Here is a 17745-nt window from a genome sequence, read left to right on the forward strand (position 1 = left end):
TTGCATTGTTAATTAAAATAGCCAAAGTTCATCATCCTTTTAGCATCGGCATGTTAATACCTTTTTCTTTTGCTGTGTTAATTGCAATGTCATACCCTGCATCGGCATGGCGTACTACACCCATTCCCGGGTCTGAAATAAGCACGCGGTTAATTTTATCTGCTGCAAGCTGTGTTCCGTCTGCTACTAATACTTGCCCTGAATGCTGTGAATAGCCCATCCCTACACCACCGCCATGATGTAAGCTTACCCAGCTTGCGCCACCTGCTGTATTGACTAATGCATTTAGCAGTGGCCAGTCTGATACGGCATCAGATCCATCCTTCATTCCTTCTGTTTCGCGGTTTGGCGATGCGACAGAGCCTGAATCTAAATGGTCACGGCCAAATACGATTGGTGCTTTTAATTCACCATTGGCAACCATTTCGTTAACACGTAATGCAAAGCGGTGGCGGTCTCCATAGCCTAACCAGCAAATTCGTGCCGGTAAGCCTTGCCATTTCACCATTTTTTGCGCCATATCAATCCAGTTTACTAATGCTGCATCTTCTGCGAACATTTCCTTTGCCAATGCATCTGTTTTATAAATATCCTCCGGGTCACCTGAAAGTGCTGCCCAACGGAATGGTCCTTTTCCTTCACAGAACAGCGGGCGAATATATGCCGGTACAAATCCTGGGAAATCAAATGCATTTTCTACGCCCATTTCTTTTGCATAGGCACGGATATTATTGCCATAGTCGAATGTCTCTGCACCTGCCTGCTGGAATTCAAGCATTGTACGTACATGCTCTGCCATCGTTTCCTTAGCACGGCGCTCATATGTTTTGACATCCCTTTTACGTAAATCAAGTGCTTCAGCTAAAGTCATCCCATTTGGAACATAGCCATTCACCGGGTCATGTGCAGACGTTTGATCTGTCACAAAATCCGGAATGATTCCACGATTTAATAATTCACGGTTTACGTCCGCACAGTTTCCTACTAAACCGATTGATGCAGGCTCGTTTGCAGCAGTTAATTTGTTTACTAGCTCCATTGCCTCATCCACTGACTCGACAAGGTAATCACAGTAGCCTTCGTTTATTTTGCGTTCGATACGTGCGCGGTCTACTTCGACAACTAAAATGACTGCACCCGCCATTTTTCCTGCTAGTGGCTGGGCACCACTCATGCCGCCCATACCTCCAGTTAATATCCACTTACCACGAAGGTCCGCTGTTCCAAACTTCTTTTTTCCCGCTTCAACAAAACTTAAGTACGTCCCTTGTAAAATTCCTTGTGCCCCGATATAAATCCAAGACCCTGCTGTCATCTGTCCATACATCATTAAATTGCGTTCTTCTAATTCATAGAAGTGATCCCAATTTGCCCATCCAGGCACTAAGTTGGAGTTCGCAATCAGTACGCGCGGTGCATTTTCATACGTTTTGAAAACGGCAACCGGTTTACCTGACTGTACAATCATCGTCTCGTCATTTTCCAGTTCTTTTAAAGTCGCAATTAGTTTATCGTAGCTTTCCCAATCACGCGCAGCCTTTCCGATGCCTCCGTATACTACAAGCTCATCCGGATTTTCTGCTACTTCAGGATCTAAATTGTTCATAAGCATGCGCATTGCCGCTTCTTGTGTCCACCCTTTACATGAAAGTTCCGAGCCACGTGGTGCGCGAATATTTGTTTTGAATACCATAAAAAATCGCTCCCTTTATTTTTAATATTATTTAGAAGAAGAAAAATGCTATTGGTGTTACTAAAATTAGTGTTAATACAACTCGCTCAAACCAAATAATGATCATTTGGCGAATTGTTAGCGGAATGTCTGTTGATAAAATAACTGGAATTACTGCTGAGAAGAATAAAATGGCCGAAATCGATACAACTGCTACGATAAATTTTGTAACCATAGCCGCTTCCGTGACGATCATTGCCGGTAAAAACATTTCAGCAATCGATAATGACAGTGCTTTAGCCGTCAGCATCGGATCCGGAATTTGCAGTAAATACGTAAATGGTGCAAAGATGTATGCCAGCCAGTCAAATAACGGTGTATAAATCGCCAGTACCATACCTAATAAACCGATTGATAAAATCGAAGGTATGACGCCCATTGCCATGATAAAACCTTCTTTTAAATGGAGATAGAGGTTTTTAAGTAAAGATGGATTCTGCTTTGCTGCTTCAACCGCTTCGGTCCACGCCACTTGAAGACGATCCTTCTTTACGATTTTTTCAGGCTGAGGTGTAGACCCCTCGTAATACTCATCTTTAATTTTATTTAGTGGATAAATCCGCGCTGTAATAGCTGTTACAACGAACGTCACGACTAATGTCACCCAGAAAAATAAGTTCCAGTATTCCATTAAATCCAATGTTTTTGCCACTATGATCATAAATGTAGCCGATACCGTTGAGAACCCTGTTGCAATAATAGCCGATTCCCTCGCTGTATACTTTCCTTCTTTATAAACACGGTTCGTCAAAATTAAGCCAACTGAATAGCTACCAACAAACGAAGCTACCGCATCAACCGCTGATCGACCAGGTGTTTTAAAAACGGGCTTCATGATTGGTTGCATGAGCACCCCTATAAATTCAAGCAAGCCATAGCAAACGAGTAATGCTAAAAAAATTGATCCAATCGGAATGACTAACCCAACTGGCTTAATTAGTTTTTCTAATAAAAATGGACCGATATCCGGATTAAATAACCATGCCGGACCAAACCCAAAAATAAGCATGACACCTGCAACTAACCCGCCTATTTTAAAAATTGATAACACCATATTCACTTTTGATGTTTTCCATTTTTTCGTTACAAACGGATATAACGCACCGAGCACTAAAAGAATCAATACATATCCATTCACCAGTGCAGGAGCATATGCAATAAATGCGCTAACTACGTGGTCGACCAATATCGATGATTTCCCATTCCATTCAAATGACACAAAGAAACTAAAAATACCGATTAAACTGCAAATAATCATTTTCACAAAAATGCCAATTTCGAATTGATTCGCTTTAGGTATGTCTTGCTCTTGTTGATACTTTGTCATTTCACCACCCCTTTGTTATACAAACTATAAATCTCTTTATATTCTGAATAAATAGAATAAAAAACTACATTATAGTAAAATTTAAATAAAATAAAATTAATCTAATTTAAAAATAGAATTTTTATAAGAAATAGAATTTAAGTGAGGTGATTTTTCAGTGAAAATTTTAATTGTAGAACGGGATTTGGAAGAAATTAAAGGAATTGAATGGTATTTAAAAAACTATTTTATGAGTGATATTGAAATAATTCGAATGATGGATAGCAGTAAAATAATGGCGGATTTTCAGCGAATCCAGCCAGATGTACTTTTAATCGAAATGGAGCTGGCTTCATTTTCTGTCGAACAGTTTTTGCGTAAACAGTCGATTCCTATTATCGGTGTCACAGCTGAGCCTATTTTTCAGCAAGCAATGAAAGCCATCCGCTTAAAGGCCCTTGATCTCTTTGTAAAGCCAATTCCATTGGAGCAGCTAAAGTCTACCCTTCTGCAAGTTTCTTTACCAAGGCAAACGGCAGTTACGGACAGTCCCCTTCCAATCGAGACACCATTGTATTCGGATTTATATTTAAATAAGCCGGATATTTTCCCGTTAAAGGGGCGAGGGTTCTTTTTAATCGAGTGTGCCGACTATGACCACAATTTAATGCTTTATGAGTGGCTGATTGAATTGCCTATTTTTCAGAATCTTACTGCCCTTCCTTTACAAAAGCGGGTTATTTGCATTGCTGAAACGGATGATTTTGCTATGCTATTGAAGCAACTTAGAATTATGAGCCAGGAGTGGGAGAAATTCAGTGGAGATGCGCTGAATATTGCTGTTTATGATGGTGACGAAACAACCCTTTTAACAATGTACCAGGCATGTAAAAAAACATTAACCCAGCGTTTTTATAAAGGGTACTCCCATATTTTCAGAAGCACGCAAACGCTTTATGTGAAAAGGCTTGAACCGCTTCTGACACCAGAAGAGCAGCATCTGTGGATTACCAGTCTTGAAAATGGGGATTTAAAAGCAATCAAAGCTTTTTTATATAAACTCACACATCCTTCATCCTATTATCACCAGGATGATGTCCGTATTCATTTAACGAGTATTTTAGCGCAAATTCGCCGATTTATGATGAAATACCATCTTCAACAGCAAGCAAAATTGGAAGAACAATATCGTGCATTGTTCCATTTTATTTTAGAACACCCGATTTTATATGCAATTGTGCAGGAATTTATTTTGTTTACGCAGCTATTAATCGAGGCACGAAAAAATATGCAGCAGCAACAGATTGCAGATTATACGGAAATCGCCGTTGAAATGATCGAACGCGATTATAGAAACCCTGAACTCACATTACAAGTTGTTGCAAATGAGTTAAATATAAGTGCCAACTACTTAAGCAATATATTCTCAAAAAAGCGAGGTATCCCGTTTCGAAAGTTTATGCAGCAGCACCGAATCCAACAGGCTGAAAAATTATTAATAGAGACTAACGTGGAGATCGGGACAGTTGCAGAAATGGTCGGCTTCACGGACAGTAATTACTTCACAAAAGTATTCCGTGAATATTATCAATTAACGCCCTACCGCTATCGGGTACAGGTGAGGAAAACGGATGGGTCAAAACACGACATATGAAATTATTAAAACGTTAAAAAAATACCTGTGCCCTCGGTTCAAGAGATCTAGGTATTTTTTTCTCTATTTTAAACGGATGTTGTAGAGCGAGTCAGCTAATATCCCTACCAGAAAATAAACGGGAAGAAATTTTTTCGATAAAAGCAATTCGCTCAAATTCAGCTCTCCTTTCCTTTAAAATTAATTTCTTATATTAATTAAAAAGCACCCAATTGTTATGTTGCCATCAATTGGGTGCCATGTGTTGTTATACGGGCTGATTTCCTCCTAAAATGGAAACAGCAACGGTACCGCAATCATCATGATGATAAACATGATGACCTGTAACGGAACACCGATTTTGACGAAATCCATGAATTTATAGCCACCCGCTGTTAATACAAGCGAGTTTGTCGGAGATGCAATCGGTGTCGCAAACGCCATACTAGCAGCAGTTGCTACCCCAATCATAAATGTATACGGGTTCGCATCCATAGCAAGTGCTGCAGTGATGGCAATCGGCGAAAACAGTACCGCTGTTGCTGTATTACTAACAAATTGTCCGAAAACAACTGTCAGTAAATAAATCCCCATCAATACACCATATGGTCCGAAATCACCTAGCACACTGATAATTCCTTCTGCAAGAATCGTCATTCCGCCTGTTTTCTCAAGTGCTGTCGCCATCGGAAGCATTGCCGCTACGAGCACAATACTTTCGAAGTTCATTTTACTGTAAGCATCATCCATATTACGCAGACAACCTGTAATAATCATAAGAACGGCCCCGATTAATACAGCAATTACCGCGTCAAACACTTCAAACACCATCAATCCGATCATCAGCAGCATGATGATACCGGCAATCGGTGCCTTTCCGTTTGCGGCAATTGCTCCTGCCTGCTCACGTGGCTGCCCAACTATAACAACATCATGCGTTTCGCGGGATAGGAGTTCAATTTCATCCCAAGTCCCCTGCACTAAAATCGCATCCCCGAACCGCAGCTTTTGATCCGCCATATTGTTAAGTAAGTAGTCACCCTTCCGATTAATACCTAAAATATTTAAATTATACTTTTCACGGAAACCGATTTTACTTACTGTTTCCCCGATTAAACGAGATTGCGGCGTCAATAAAACTTCGGCTACTCCTATTTTTTTTGAAACGAGATCTTCAGCATTGTCTTCGATAGGCTGGATAGTTAATGCAAAATCATGAGCAAAACGTCCAACATCATCCGCCATACCTTGTACATATAGCTCATCGCCAGCATGTATTACGCTTGTCGGACCCGCTAGCTCTTGATAAGTCATCGGGCGTAAATTAATGCCTTCTTGTACAGCACCCCGCTTAATTTTCATAATGTAAATATGGTACGTTGCAGGGAGCTTTAAATCGATTAGTTTTTGTTCCAAAATTGTCGACTGTTCGCTTACTACGACCCGGAATAATTTATCATGTAGATCATATTCATGAGCAATTTTCTGTGGAGATAATTTATACCCTGCACTTGATTGCGAACGGTTATTTTCATTTGGCAGCAATCTATTGCGAACGAGAACTAAATAAACAATAACGGTAATTGTCGCGATAATGCCAATTGGTGTAATTGTGAAGAAGCCTAGCTTTTCAAATCCGTGGTCCACAAGTGTTTGGGAAGCTATTAAATTGGTCGGCGAAGCAATGAGCGTCATTAGCCCTGACATACTTGCTATATAGGAAAGCGGCATTAAAAACTTCGATGGACTCACCTTGATGCTAATCGCAATCGATACGACAATTGGTAGCATGAGTGCCACTGTACCTGTATTACTCATAAATGCTCCTACAATTGCTACAATGATAAGCAACAATATAAAGAGACGAAGTTCACTATCACCGGACCATTTCAAAAGAAGGTTCCCCGCCATTCCTGCAAGACCCGTTCTTAAAATCCCTGCCCCTACAACAAATAGTCCTGCAATCATAATTACTACAGAATTTGAAAACCCTGCAAGTGCTTCAGCCGGAGTTAAAATATTTAAAATAACAAATGACAATAGCGCCATCATTGCTACTAGATCCGCACGAATTCTATTTGTTGTAAATAAAAGGATTGTAACTGCCAAAATAATAAATGTTAACGTGAGTTGCATGACCTTTTCCTTTCCAATTGTACTATCACCCATTATATAAGAAAAAAACTAACAACCACCCTCAATTTTGTCATTAAAGTGAAATCACGCCAATATTGACGAGAATTATGATGCAATTTTTGTCATTTTTTTCTATAAGTACGTTATAATTTAAGTATAGATTTATAGTGTGAATTTTCAAATAAAGTGGGTCTGCACCTTCTTATAGATAATTAATATTTTAATATAAAGATTCCTTAAAAAGAATTATTATAATCTAGTAGAAATTATGATTTACATTTGTTATATTATAAAAGAAGCAGTTTTCAAATTCATTTTAGGGGGAACTACACATGACAAACGAACGTTTAACAACAATTACTGGTGCTCCAGTAGTATCTAACGATGATTCACAAACAGCTGGTCGTCGTGGTCCAATTTTATTACAAGACGTATTTCTAATTGAGAAATTAGCAAACTTTAACCGTGAAGTAATTCCTGAGCGTCGTATGCACGCAAAAGGTTCTGGTGCATTCGGTACATTCACTGTAACTCATGACATCACAAAATATACAAAAGCAAAAATTTTCTCTGAAGTTGGTAAGAAAACAGAAATGTTCGCACGTTTCTCAACTGTAGCAGGTGAGCGTGGTGCGGCTGATGCTGAACGTGATATTCGCGGTTTTGCATTAAAATTCTACACTGAAGAAGGTAACTGGGATATGGTTGGTAACAACACGCCTGTATTCTTCTTCCGTGATCCATTACATTTCCCGGATTTAAACCACGTTGTTAAGCGTGATCCAAAAACAAACATGCACAACGGTAACTCTAACTGGGATTTCTGGACTTCATTACCAGAAGCATTACACCAAGTAACAATCGTAATGTCTGACCGTGGTATTCCAAACGGTTACCGCAAAATGCACGGATTCGGTTCTCATACTTACTCAATGATTAACGAAGCTGGTGAACGCGTATACGTGAAATTCCACTTCCGTTCTCAACAAGGTATCGAAAACTTAACAGGTGCAGAAGCTGCTGAAATTATCGGTAAAGACCGTGAATCTTCACAACGTGATCTATTCGAGTCAATCGAAAAAGGCGATTTCCCGAAATGGAAAATGTACATCCAAGTGATGACTGAAGAGCAAGCACGTAACTCTAAGGACAACCCTTTCGACTTAACAAAAGTTTGGTACAAATCTGAGTACCCACTTATTGAAGTTGGAGAATTCGAATTAAACCGTAACCCTGAAAACTACTTCGCTGATGTTGAGCAAGCAGCATTCGCTCCATCAAACGTAGTACCTGGTATTTCATTCTCACCAGACCGTATGTTACAAGCGCGTTTATTCGCATACCAAGATGCAACTCGTTACCGTTTAGGCGTTAACCATCACCAAATTCCAGTAAACACACCAAAATGTCCATTCATGGTTTACCACCGCGATGGCGTAGGTCGTGCTGATGGAAACCGTGGTGCAGCTATTACTTACTATCCAAATAGCTATGGTGCATTACAAGGTCAATCACAATACAAAGATCCTGCATTAGCTCTTGATGGTCCAGCTGACATCTACGACTTCCGTGAAGATGACAACAACTACTTCGAGCAACCAGGTAAGTTATTCCGTCTTCAAACACCTGAACAGCAACAACGTCTATTCGAAACAACTGCTGCTGAAATGAACGGTGTTGAAGAATTCATCAAACGTCGTCACATTTTACACTGCTACTTAGCTGATCCAGCTTACGGTGAAGGTGTAGCGAAGGCAATGGGTCTTTCTTTAGACGGTATGGACCTTTCAAACCCATACGTTCAGACTGTTAATTCTTAAGCTATTCCAAGAGCGTTATTGATATCCAAACTATAATCGCTTACAGCCGCAAGTATCCCCTCAGATACTTGCGGTTTTTTTTATACTGCTTTAGTTATTAGAAGTTTTTTTGATTTATTAGAAGCTTTGAGGGTGATTTTAGCACTTCCGACGGGGATATTAGCACCTAAGGCATTCATTTTAGAAGACTTGAATGATATATTAGAAAGTTCCAATTTTATTAGCACTTCTTTCATTTTATTAGAACATTCAGGCCATATTTTAGAACATCCATCCCTTGCACAACGCATAAAAAAATCCATGAAAAGAAATCTCTTTCCATGGACAATGTTATACAAATAAAATTGTTGATATATAAATAACAACGGTTACCGTTAAACAGCTAATAATGGTTGAAAATAAAACTGTCTGCGCCGCTGTTGCCGATTCAATATCATACTCCAGTGCTAAGCTGGAACTGTTTCGGGATGTCGGAAATGCACTGGCGATAAAGAGTGACTGTGCAACAACACCGTCTAAGCCTAATGTAAAAATAATGAGCAATGCTACGGCTGGACCGATGACCAACCTTGTAAAGCAGCTGACAAAAATTGTTTTATTGAACATTGTACGCATTTCAATCGTCGAAAGCTGTGCACCTAGTGTGATGAGGGCCACTGCTACAAAGCCGTCTGCAATATGTTCGAGCGGGATGCTAAACGTCTCTGGGATTGGTACACTAAAATAATTCAATGCAGCACCTAGTATAAGTGCATGTACTATGGGCATTTTCAAAAAGTCCCGTACAATTGCCAAGCCTGACTTCGTGGAAGAGATTAGATTATACAGTCCGTAAGTGTACGTCGTCATATTTTGAAAAATAACAAGAATAACTTGTATTGCTACACCGATTGGCTGTGTCGCAAAAATCATCTGGGCAACCGGAATACCGTAGTTGCCTGAGTTAATAAGAACCACACTGTTTTTGAAAACAGCTGACTCCTTTTTATCAAGTTTTAATAGCTTTGCCAGTAGCTGACTAAGCAGCATTTGTGAACCTATAAATAAAATAATAAAAATCGTAATTTGCCCGAGGACACTCATTTCAATAGAAGTTTCATATATATTGATAAAAACTGCTGCGGGCATGAAGCAATATGTAATAAGGTGCGATAATGCCTTTAAGTTAAATTGAAATTTGCGCTGTAAGATAGCGCCGATAACGAGCAATACTAAAATAGGTGCCACAATCTTGAAGAAAATCATTGATAAATAGACCATGAGAGCACTCCTTCTGCGTCTAGTTACTTTAGTATTTTATTATAGCTTATTTTTATGAAGATAGGTCAAGACGCAATTAAACTCCTATAAAAAACGTCCCTAATTTAACTGAATAAATTAGAGACGTTTCTTTTTTATAAGTAATCAATCGCGCTTAATGCTTTATAAAATAGCTCGGCAAATTCACCGCGTGAAAGTGTTTGCGTTGGATTGAATGCACCCGTTCCATCCACTACACCGAACAGCTCTAAAATAGCAATGCTTTGACGTGCTTCCAATGTTAAGTTTGCTATATCACGATAGTTTGATGTTAGTTCATTATACACCTTTGATAAATCTTGATTTAAATAGCGGTACATATTTGCGATGATTATTGCAGCTTCCTGCTTTGTTACCGTCGCAGTTGGGCTAAAGCGTGAAGAGGTTGCTCCGCTCATGATTCCTGCCTCTAATAAGCCTTGTGCATGTTTTAAGTGCTGTGCATTTTCTAAATCCATATATTTTGATTTTGAGTTACTCGATAAGTCCATTGCTGAAGCAATCATTGTCATAACATCCAGTTTGTTTACTTGTTTGTAGCTTTGTACAAGACGGTTTGTCGTATTGAATGTAATTCCGCGCTTGGCCAATTCACGAATTGCATTTCCTTGGGTATTGTTTTGAATATCTGTGTAACGAATATCACCTGTAGTCACCTTAAAAGTGCCGCCTGACGTTGTACGAATGATAAAGTTTGAGCCATCCACTTTAAATGATGCAGGAGATGAACCAGTTGTTGTAACGCGCTCAATAATTTGAGACGTATTCCCCTTTAATGTACTCATCGGAACATGAATTTCTACATAGCTGGAGAAGTTTTTTACGTTATTGCCTTCTGTAAATTGAATGTTTAATTGGTTATTTACAATATTTAAAGCTACCCCCATTGCCGCAGTAGCAGATTGAATTTCAGATGTCGGTATAACGATATCAACATCCCCAGCTTTTAAGCGCATATTGCGATCAGCTATATTTTTCACTTGTGTTGATGTAATTTGCGTTGTATAGCGCCCATTTTGATATGTCATTGTCTCATATTGTGACCAACTCGCCGTCTTTGGAACCGACGTTGCAACGGAACTTGGTATTTGTGTCGAATCATCCGGAATGTAGAGTGGGTCATGTTTTGGCTTTTCGACCACAATCGCACCTGGCTTAACTGCATTCACATAATCTGGATAATATGTGTATACAAGTTCAATATATTGCGGGTCATTCCACATCGTTTCAAGGCGTACAAGTTTTTCTAGCGTTGTGACATGTCTTTTCGCCTCTGCAGATAAATTATTATAAAGCGAACGCGCCTTTGCAATTTCCGCCGTCGACGAGTTGCGAGTAACTGTATCCATATGTAAATCAAACGCATTGGCATCCAGCTTAGCCTGCTTCACAACTGTATTTTGATAAATTACATAGTTTTCTGCATCGATTAATATATGCAAGTTTGTGACAAGTGACTTTGCAAGATCACTTAGCGCATTGTACGCCATACGAATACTTTTAATTTGTGCTTCTGTATATTTTGATTTGTCGATACGGTTGATGCGGTCCATTACAGTTTTTGCTTCTTTTTCGGCCTGTTCTGTTTGGGTTGCAAGTAAGGACTCGAAATAAACTAAGTTTTGTAAAATACGCTCATTTACTAACTTCTTAGCTTCTTCAGTTAACGCTTCGTAAGCAGCCCGGGCAGCTTTAATCTCTGCAGAAGTCGATTCATTATTTAGAACCTGAATCATTTCAATTACTTTTTCGGCGGCGGATTTATCCCCATCGTCTTTTTCTTTTGCAATGATATCCACTATTAGTTTCTCAAGCTTGCTATAGTTAGTAATTTTTTTTTGATCTTCCTCAGACAATGCATCATATTTTATTTTTATCGCTTCAAGTTCTACTTTAGTCGAAGTATTACTTAAATCATTTATTTCTTTAATGAGGTCTTCTATTTTTTTAGCTAATTCTTCGCCTGATAGACGTTCGCCCTCCAGTTTATCCCATAGCGTTTTCAATTTAATAAATGAAGGATGTTGCTCTACTCTATCTTTAAATATAACGGATTCTTCCGATTTCACTTTATACTCATCCCAAAACGGCTTAATTTCTTCCAATTTTAACGAATTGTTGAGTTGTAAGCGTGAAATATCAATTATAAATGTGTCGGCTAGTTTACTATATTTATCATTTTCTAAAGTCTCTTTTACAGTGTTTAATTCTTCCACTTTTGCTTTTAAGAAGTGCTGATAAATCGCATGTAACGACTCAATTTCTGCTAGTAATTTATTTACTGATGATTCTGTAGCAATTGCTGGCAGTTCCTTAGTTGTTTCGTCCGGCAAAAATTTATTAACTTCAGTAGTATAAAGAGCTACTTTAGATGTGGAATCAGATTCTAAATCCATTTTTATCGTTTGATAATTAAGCCAAGTATTATATTCCTCGTTATTATTTGCCGATAGCAAAGAAAGTAAAACATTTAAGTCAGATTGCTTATTATCCACTAACTTCAACAACTCTGTTTCAGCTTCTACAACTTTATCTATATAGTCTTCCATTTTATAGCTGCTTAAATTAGTCTTTATTTCAGTATCCATTGCTTTAAGGATATTTATTACATCATCCATTTTTAAGATTAAACCATCTTCAACCAATATTACCCGAGCTATAAAGCCTGTAACTTTTTCGATTATTTGGTTTCTATTAAAATCATTATCTATTTCCTTACTTTTTACTTCTATAGCCTTCCATTGAGATGGCTTTAAACTGGAATCTAAAAGGGCCTTAGCTCGCTTCATCTTATTGATAAAATCACTATTTAATGTTTCTGGCTCTACTGGATCTGTATTAATACTTTTAATTTCAGCTAAGTATCCTATAATTTCATTTACAACAGCGCTTAATTTACCTGCTTTAGTAAAATGTCCTTCTATATTATTAATTTCATCTTGAGTAAGCACACCTTTTTGAGCGGCAGATAATTTTGTGAAATCAACTTCTAATTTCTTAACTAATTCTAAATAATTTAGGGCATCTTCATTTAGAATATTTAGTGTATCTCTCACTGCATCTACATCTTTTATGAAATTTGCACTATTCCCTAAACCGATTAGAACTTGATATTTAGAATTAAATTCTGCTCTTCTTAATGTTGGATGTAAGCTTTCATATTGGGTAACTAAATTCGTTAATTCAGAATAAAAATCGGGTTTGCGCTTGGACAATTCATCATTTGCAATAGCAAAGGCAACAATTTTAGATTCTAAAATATTCATGCCTTCTATTAAATTCTCTGCAGCAGTTAAAATATGGGAATTATAAACCTCGTTTTCAGATGCTTCTCCTATTAAGTTAAAGGCATTTCTAGCTGCCTCAACAGCAGTAAAATAATTATTATTATTAATACTAATACCCTTAATTAAATCAATTACCTTATTTACTTCAGCACTATTAGATGATTTAATACTCTCTTCCAAATGCAATAACCAGTTAACATTTGAAGTTTCTAAGGGTACCTGAATTTTCGCGACTACCGCACTTTGTTGAGATGCTGTTAAAACATTAAATAATCTTCTAGCTTCTATTACTTTATTTTTATATTCTAGATTGATTTGTTCGCCATTTTTATATTCAATATCGGTAATAAACTTACTCACATACTCAATGAAACCTGTACTTAAACCATTGGAAGTATTAATTGTTTTAGTACTTGTTTCATTTTTCACTTTATATGTCATAGAAGGAAGGCTAAATGAAAAACTTTCAATATTCTCCTGAATAACTAATTCAACTACCCCAGTATCAATTCTATATTGGTATAGGTAATTTCCATTGCTAGTATTTACGAAATACATAAATGCGGATCCTGGAACTTTAACTTTTCCGTGTTGCGAGGTGTATCCAATGCCAATATGATTTGCTGTAGTAGTAGTCGAAACTTCTGAGAAATTATCAATTACAAATATTTTCCCTCCATTTTTTTCATCTACATAAAACAATTTCTTTTTATCTGACGTATAAACAGGGTTTACAATATTTGCGAACACATCATAAGAATCAAATTCTAATGAAGGATCTCCGTAATAAATCTCTCTTAGTCCTGTTTGTTTATCGTTTGTTAAAAAGTATTTATAGTGAATTCCATTTGAGATATCATTATTAAATACGTCAAGGGGATACCAGTTACCTTCTATCTTTACGGCATTCCAAGAACTCACTTTTCCTTTAGACATTCCATAAACATAATTCACTTCATCGATACCAAATTTCTTTAATAATAGGTATGTCCAAATCGCATAACCATGAGAAGAAAGACCTGTTCCTAACTCCAAACTGCTCAAATTGTGTTTTGTTGAATTATCTACCTTCTCAACGATATAGTCATTCACTGCTTTTATTTTCATCACAGTGGAACTAGAAGTAATGTTTGGATTATTAGACAAAATACTGTTATAGGCTGGAGTTACTAAACTTGTTTCATAAGTAGCCTCTGCCAAAAATTCAAATGATAGCTCCAGGCTAACTTTTGTCGGAGATGCCTCCGTACCCTTTACTTTAACCTGACTAAATAAACCGTATAATAATTGATTGTCAACAGGGGTTCCGTCTATCGTTGTTTTCCCATTAATATTTGTTTTTAAATATTTAAAAGTCTTTTCTACTTCATTTTTGGCATATTGTAAACTAGATACATTGCTCGGTAAGCTTGGTACATCTAATTCAACTGGTAATGGGTTTGGGCTCAGTGATTTCAGATGCATAAATATCTTTTTACTTAAATCGGGATGTAAATTATCTACATCAACAGTTTGCTCACTTGTACTCCCTGCATTTAGAAAATCATTCTTAATAGTAATATCTAATGCCGCTTCAGCCGCCTGTACTTCCCCTGCCACAACAACACTCGCTGGAATGGCAACCAACGCTGCTAGTATTTTTTTCGATTTCATATATGACACTTCTCCTTCTCGCCTCTATTTATGTATAAAAATCTATTACTTTTTATATCGGTTCATATACCATATTTTAGAACAAAAATAGGTAACATATCATAAAATATAGGATATTTACTATTGTGTAGCTAGATTCCATAAATAGTCATGCCATACCTTTTTTATAATTTATCAATTTGCACGAACTGAAGAGACATGCTACAGTCAAATTAATCCAATTTCTAAGGAGGGTACCTTTTATGAAGCTTTTTTTAAATGCATTTATTTTGATGGCTGGGATTATTATTTGCTTTGCGTTCCCATCACAAACTGAAGCAAAGCAAGTGTTTAAAGATGTTCCAACTGACCATTACGCGTATGATGCAATTAAATGGGCGTATGACTTTAATATAGTAAACGGCTATGCAAACGGTACCTTCCGTCCAAATCAGCCTGTCACTGAGCAGCAGTTTGCAAGTATTTTAGTCAGTTATTTTGATTTAGAGCCCGTGTCAGATGAGCTTCAAAAATATACGCCTAATGAAATTCCGTCTGATGGAAATTACAATACACTTGCTGCCTATGGGGTACCGTTAAATGGTTATTTCCAAAATAGTATTCGAGGTGCTGCAGTAAAGCGTGGAACTGTTGCACAGGCAATTGCTTATGTAGCAGATGGCCAAACAACATTAAATAATTCTATACAATTTCTGCTCAACCATGATATTTCGAATGGGCAAAACCCCAAGTATGAACAAATCAACTTGCAACGTTTTTTCGGAGCATCGAATAATTTAACACGTGCTCAACTCGTTTCCCTATTCTACAAAATGCAAAGTAAAAACTTTTTTTATCGTTCACAAGTAACAGAAGAGAGCTATGCTAATATAGGGTCAACTCCCCTCTATAAAATGGCTAATGAAGCAAGGGACATGCTCGACCGTTCGTTACAAAGTGGACGAAACTGGTCTCCTGTAACAAATAAAAAACCGAAGAAAACGTGGGATGGAGAATATACGTACTTTTATACGTATGGAAAAGATGATTTAAATTCCCTAGGACGTGTGCTTACAATTTCAAATAGTACGAAGGAGAATTTTAACGTAACCTACTATACATTTAATGGCTGGTCCTCTGGAACGATTGAAGGTACGGCAACTCTCACATCTGAAACGAAAGCAAGAATGACCAAAACAGATGGGGGAGAACGGTGCGTTATTGAATTTGAACGCGGATTGAATGGCTCCATTAAAACAACAGAGTTTTATTGTGAAGCAGGTCGTGAACGAGGTACAGATTATAACGGCACTCTTACAATGGAAAAATAAAATGGGAGCAGCCTGAAATTCCTTTCTGGCGCTCCCATTTAGTATCAATCATTCTTTAATTGAAAAATCCATTGCTCCTCTTGCCAATGACGTTCAATTATTCCACGCTCCTGTGCAAGCAATGTTAAGCCTATTACTTCAGAGATAATAAAGATAAAGTGCTTTGCAAAACGGGGACCGTAAATTGCTTCCCCAATAGCCTGTGCCGTTTGATGACCTTCACTTATTTTCTTTACGAGCTTTTGCAGTTTATATTCCGTCTTACTTAAACTCTTCTCAATGACATCATCTAAATTTTGAAAAACGGCTTCGTGCCCAGCAAAAACATACTGAATAGAAGAGTGCCTTACTTTTTCAATTGATTCAATATATTGCATTAACGGATTTATTATAATTCCTGCTTCGTCATGATCAATTAACGCATTTGTCATCCCGGAAGCCAATAAGAAATCCCCCGCAAATAGCCAACCGTTTTCTTTATCCAATAACCCAATAGAATCAGGTGAATGCCCTGGAACAGCTATTACGTGCAGCCCTCCAATTTGCTGTCCCTCTTCTAGTTGAAGAATAGCTGACTGCAACATTACTTTTTCTTTATTGCGAAGGGTGTTTTCCATTTTAGTCAACCGTTCAACTGCAAAATCCGTTACCCCATACTGTTTATATAATTCTTGGTAAAAAGTAAGCTTCTGCTGTAAATATTCTCCTTCACATTTTAAACGTGTAATGGCAATTTGACTGGCATATATAGGAATCGAGTATTCCTTTGTAAGCTTATTAACCAGTCCTGTATGGTCTTCATGAAAATGAGTAAGTATAATCCGTTTAATTTGTTTCATTTCAATCCTATAGTCACTTAATTTCTGGTAAAAAAACTGTTCAAATTCTTCCCCTTTAATGCCTGCATCTATGAGTGTATATTCGTTTCTATTCTGATATATATAACAGTTAATGCTACCCAAACTACTATAATTCACTGGAAATATAATGGGATATACTGTTTTTCCACTAGCTTCTATAATTCCATCCATATGTATCTTCTCCCTACTTAAATGTGTTAGTAACTTATTAGTGCCCGCTGTTTCTATCAGGTTTGTTAAAAGCTAAATAAGAGAAAAATTTCCGGTTATTTCTAGAATGGATCTCATTTGAGGAAGAAATAAAGGCGATTTTTGCTGTTATACAAGGTTTTTTATTTGGGTAAACCGAAATCTTCCGTTTATTTAGGCTGTTTTTTACGTCCAATTTGGATTAAGCGCAATTTTCCCGTCTATTTTGTGCTTTTTATAATGAAATTTCTTTTAAAATATAAATCCATTCTATAGTATAAACGCATTTTTACACTACTTGAAAACCTATCCTTTTTATGAATGCAAAAAACACATTGCAAAATTGCAATGTGTTTTTATCGTGCATATATGACCCGTACGGGATTCGAACCCGTGTTACCGCCGTGAAAGGGCGGTGTCTTAACCACTTGACCAACGGGCCTATGGCTCCGAAGGCAGGACTCGAACCTGCGACCTGCCGGTTAACAGCCGGATGCTCTACCAACTGAGCTACTTCGGA

10 protein-coding genes and 2 tRNA genes are annotated in these 17745 nt (G+C 37.5%); 3 read left to right on the forward strand and 9 right to left on the reverse strand.

The features are described from left to right. Positions 1 to 31: 31 nt before the first annotated feature. Both hutU and H9635_RS16060 read right to left on the reverse strand, forming a co-directional pair. Entirely contained in the window at positions 32 to 1693 is a 1662-nt protein-coding gene (gene hutU, locus H9635_RS16055; protein WP_191701322.1) for a urocanate hydratase, read from the reverse strand. A 31-nt stretch (positions 1694 to 1724) separates the two neighbouring features. Next, positions 1725 to 3059 carry a YjiH family protein gene (locus H9635_RS16060; protein WP_191701323.1) on the reverse strand — a complete coding sequence of 445 codons (1335 nt, stop codon included), beginning with the start codon at positions 3057 to 3059 and terminating at the stop codon, positions 1725 to 1727. A 157-nt stretch (positions 3060 to 3216) separates the two neighbouring features. Here H9635_RS16060 and H9635_RS16065 point away from each other — a divergent pair, with 157 nt between their 5' ends. Continuing rightward, positions 3217 to 4692, forward strand: a complete 1476-nt coding sequence (locus H9635_RS16065; RefSeq protein WP_191701324.1) for a helix-turn-helix domain-containing protein — start codon at positions 3217 to 3219, stop codon at positions 4690 to 4692. A gap of 267 nt (positions 4693 to 4959) precedes the next feature. Here H9635_RS16065 and H9635_RS16070 read toward each other — a convergent pair whose 3' ends face one another. Beyond that, on the reverse strand, positions 4960 to 6807 hold the full coding sequence (locus H9635_RS16070; protein ID WP_191701335.1) for an SLC13 family permease: 1848 nt from the start codon (positions 6805 to 6807) through the stop codon (positions 4960 to 4962). A 332-nt stretch (positions 6808 to 7139) separates the two neighbouring features. Here H9635_RS16070 and H9635_RS16075 point away from each other — a divergent pair, with 332 nt between their 5' ends. After that, positions 7140 to 8627, forward strand: coding sequence for a catalase (locus tag H9635_RS16075; RefSeq protein WP_191701325.1), 1488 nt, complete (start codon positions 7140 to 7142; stop codon positions 8625 to 8627). Between the two features lie 80 nt (positions 8628 to 8707). On the opposite strand, the gene H9635_RS16080 is transcribed toward H9635_RS16075, so the two are convergent. From H9635_RS16080 to H9635_RS19320, 3 genes are all read right to left on the reverse strand, one after another. Beyond that, positions 8708 to 8929: a hypothetical protein gene (locus H9635_RS16080; protein ID WP_191701326.1), complete on the reverse strand. Its 222-nt coding sequence runs from the start codon at positions 8927 to 8929 to the stop codon at positions 8708 to 8710. A 28-nt stretch (positions 8930 to 8957) separates the two neighbouring features. Continuing rightward, on the reverse strand, positions 8958 to 9887 hold the full coding sequence (locus H9635_RS16085; RefSeq protein ID WP_191701327.1) for an AEC family transporter: 930 nt from the start codon (positions 9885 to 9887) through the stop codon (positions 8958 to 8960). 134 nt (positions 9888 to 10021) lie between these two features. Beyond that, positions 10022 to 14866 carry an S-layer homology domain-containing protein gene (locus tag H9635_RS19320; RefSeq protein ID WP_225231347.1) on the reverse strand — a complete coding sequence of 1615 codons (4845 nt, stop codon included), beginning with the start codon at positions 14864 to 14866 and terminating at the stop codon, positions 10022 to 10024. 242 nt (positions 14867 to 15108) lie between these two features. Between H9635_RS19320 and H9635_RS16095 the strand changes: the two genes are divergently transcribed. Next, positions 15109 to 16176, forward strand: coding sequence for an S-layer homology domain-containing protein (locus H9635_RS16095; protein ID WP_191701328.1), 1068 nt, complete (start codon positions 15109 to 15111; stop codon positions 16174 to 16176). Positions 16177 to 16220: 44 nt separating this feature from the next. Here H9635_RS16095 and H9635_RS16100 read toward each other — a convergent pair whose 3' ends face one another. The 3 genes from H9635_RS16100 to H9635_RS16110 form a co-directional block, all read right to left on the reverse strand. Beyond that, positions 16221 to 17207, reverse strand: a complete 987-nt coding sequence (locus H9635_RS16100) for an MBL fold metallo-hydrolase (RefSeq protein WP_191701329.1) — start codon at positions 17205 to 17207, stop codon at positions 16221 to 16223. 388 nt (positions 17208 to 17595) lie between these two features. After that, positions 17596 to 17667, reverse strand: a tRNA-Glu gene (locus tag H9635_RS16105). A 2-nt stretch (positions 17668 to 17669) separates the two neighbouring features. Further along, positions 17670 to 17745 (reverse strand) — tRNA-Asn (locus tag H9635_RS16110).

The organism is Solibacillus faecavium, from assembly GCF_014836905.1.
Lineage (GTDB): Bacteria > Bacillota > Bacilli > Bacillales_A > Planococcaceae > Solibacillus > Solibacillus faecavium.

What these genes read in the sequence shown, in the direction of transcription:
- H9635_RS16075 (WP_191701325.1), top strand. Translation starts at nt 7,140, where the DNA reads ATGACAAACGAACGTTTAACAACAATTACTGGTGCTCCAGTAGTATCT.
- H9635_RS16085 (WP_191701327.1), bottom strand. Translation starts at nt 9,887, where the DNA reads ATGGTCTATTTATCAATGATTTTCTTCAAGATTGTGGCACCTATTTTA.
- H9635_RS16080 (WP_191701326.1), bottom strand. Translation starts at nt 8,929, where the DNA reads ATGGATTTTTTTATGCGTTGTGCAAGGGATGGATGTTCTAAAATATGG.
- H9635_RS16095 (WP_191701328.1), top strand. Translation starts at nt 15,109, where the DNA reads ATGAAGCTTTTTTTAAATGCATTTATTTTGATGGCTGGGATTATTATT.
- hutU (WP_191701322.1), bottom strand. Translation starts at nt 1,693, where the DNA reads ATGGTATTCAAAACAAATATTCGCGCACCACGTGGCTCGGAACTTTCA.
- H9635_RS19320 (WP_225231347.1), bottom strand. Translation starts at nt 14,866, where the DNA reads ATGAAATCGAAAAAAATACTAGCAGCGTTGGTTGCCATTCCAGCGAGT.
- H9635_RS16100 (WP_191701329.1), bottom strand. Translation starts at nt 17,207, where the DNA reads ATGGATGGAATTATAGAAGCTAGTGGAAAAACAGTATATCCCATTATA.
- H9635_RS16060 (WP_191701323.1), bottom strand. Translation starts at nt 3,059, where the DNA reads ATGACAAAGTATCAACAAGAGCAAGACATACCTAAAGCGAATCAATTC.
- H9635_RS16070 (WP_191701335.1), bottom strand. Translation starts at nt 6,807, where the DNA reads ATGCAACTCACGTTAACATTTATTATTTTGGCAGTTACAATCCTTTTA.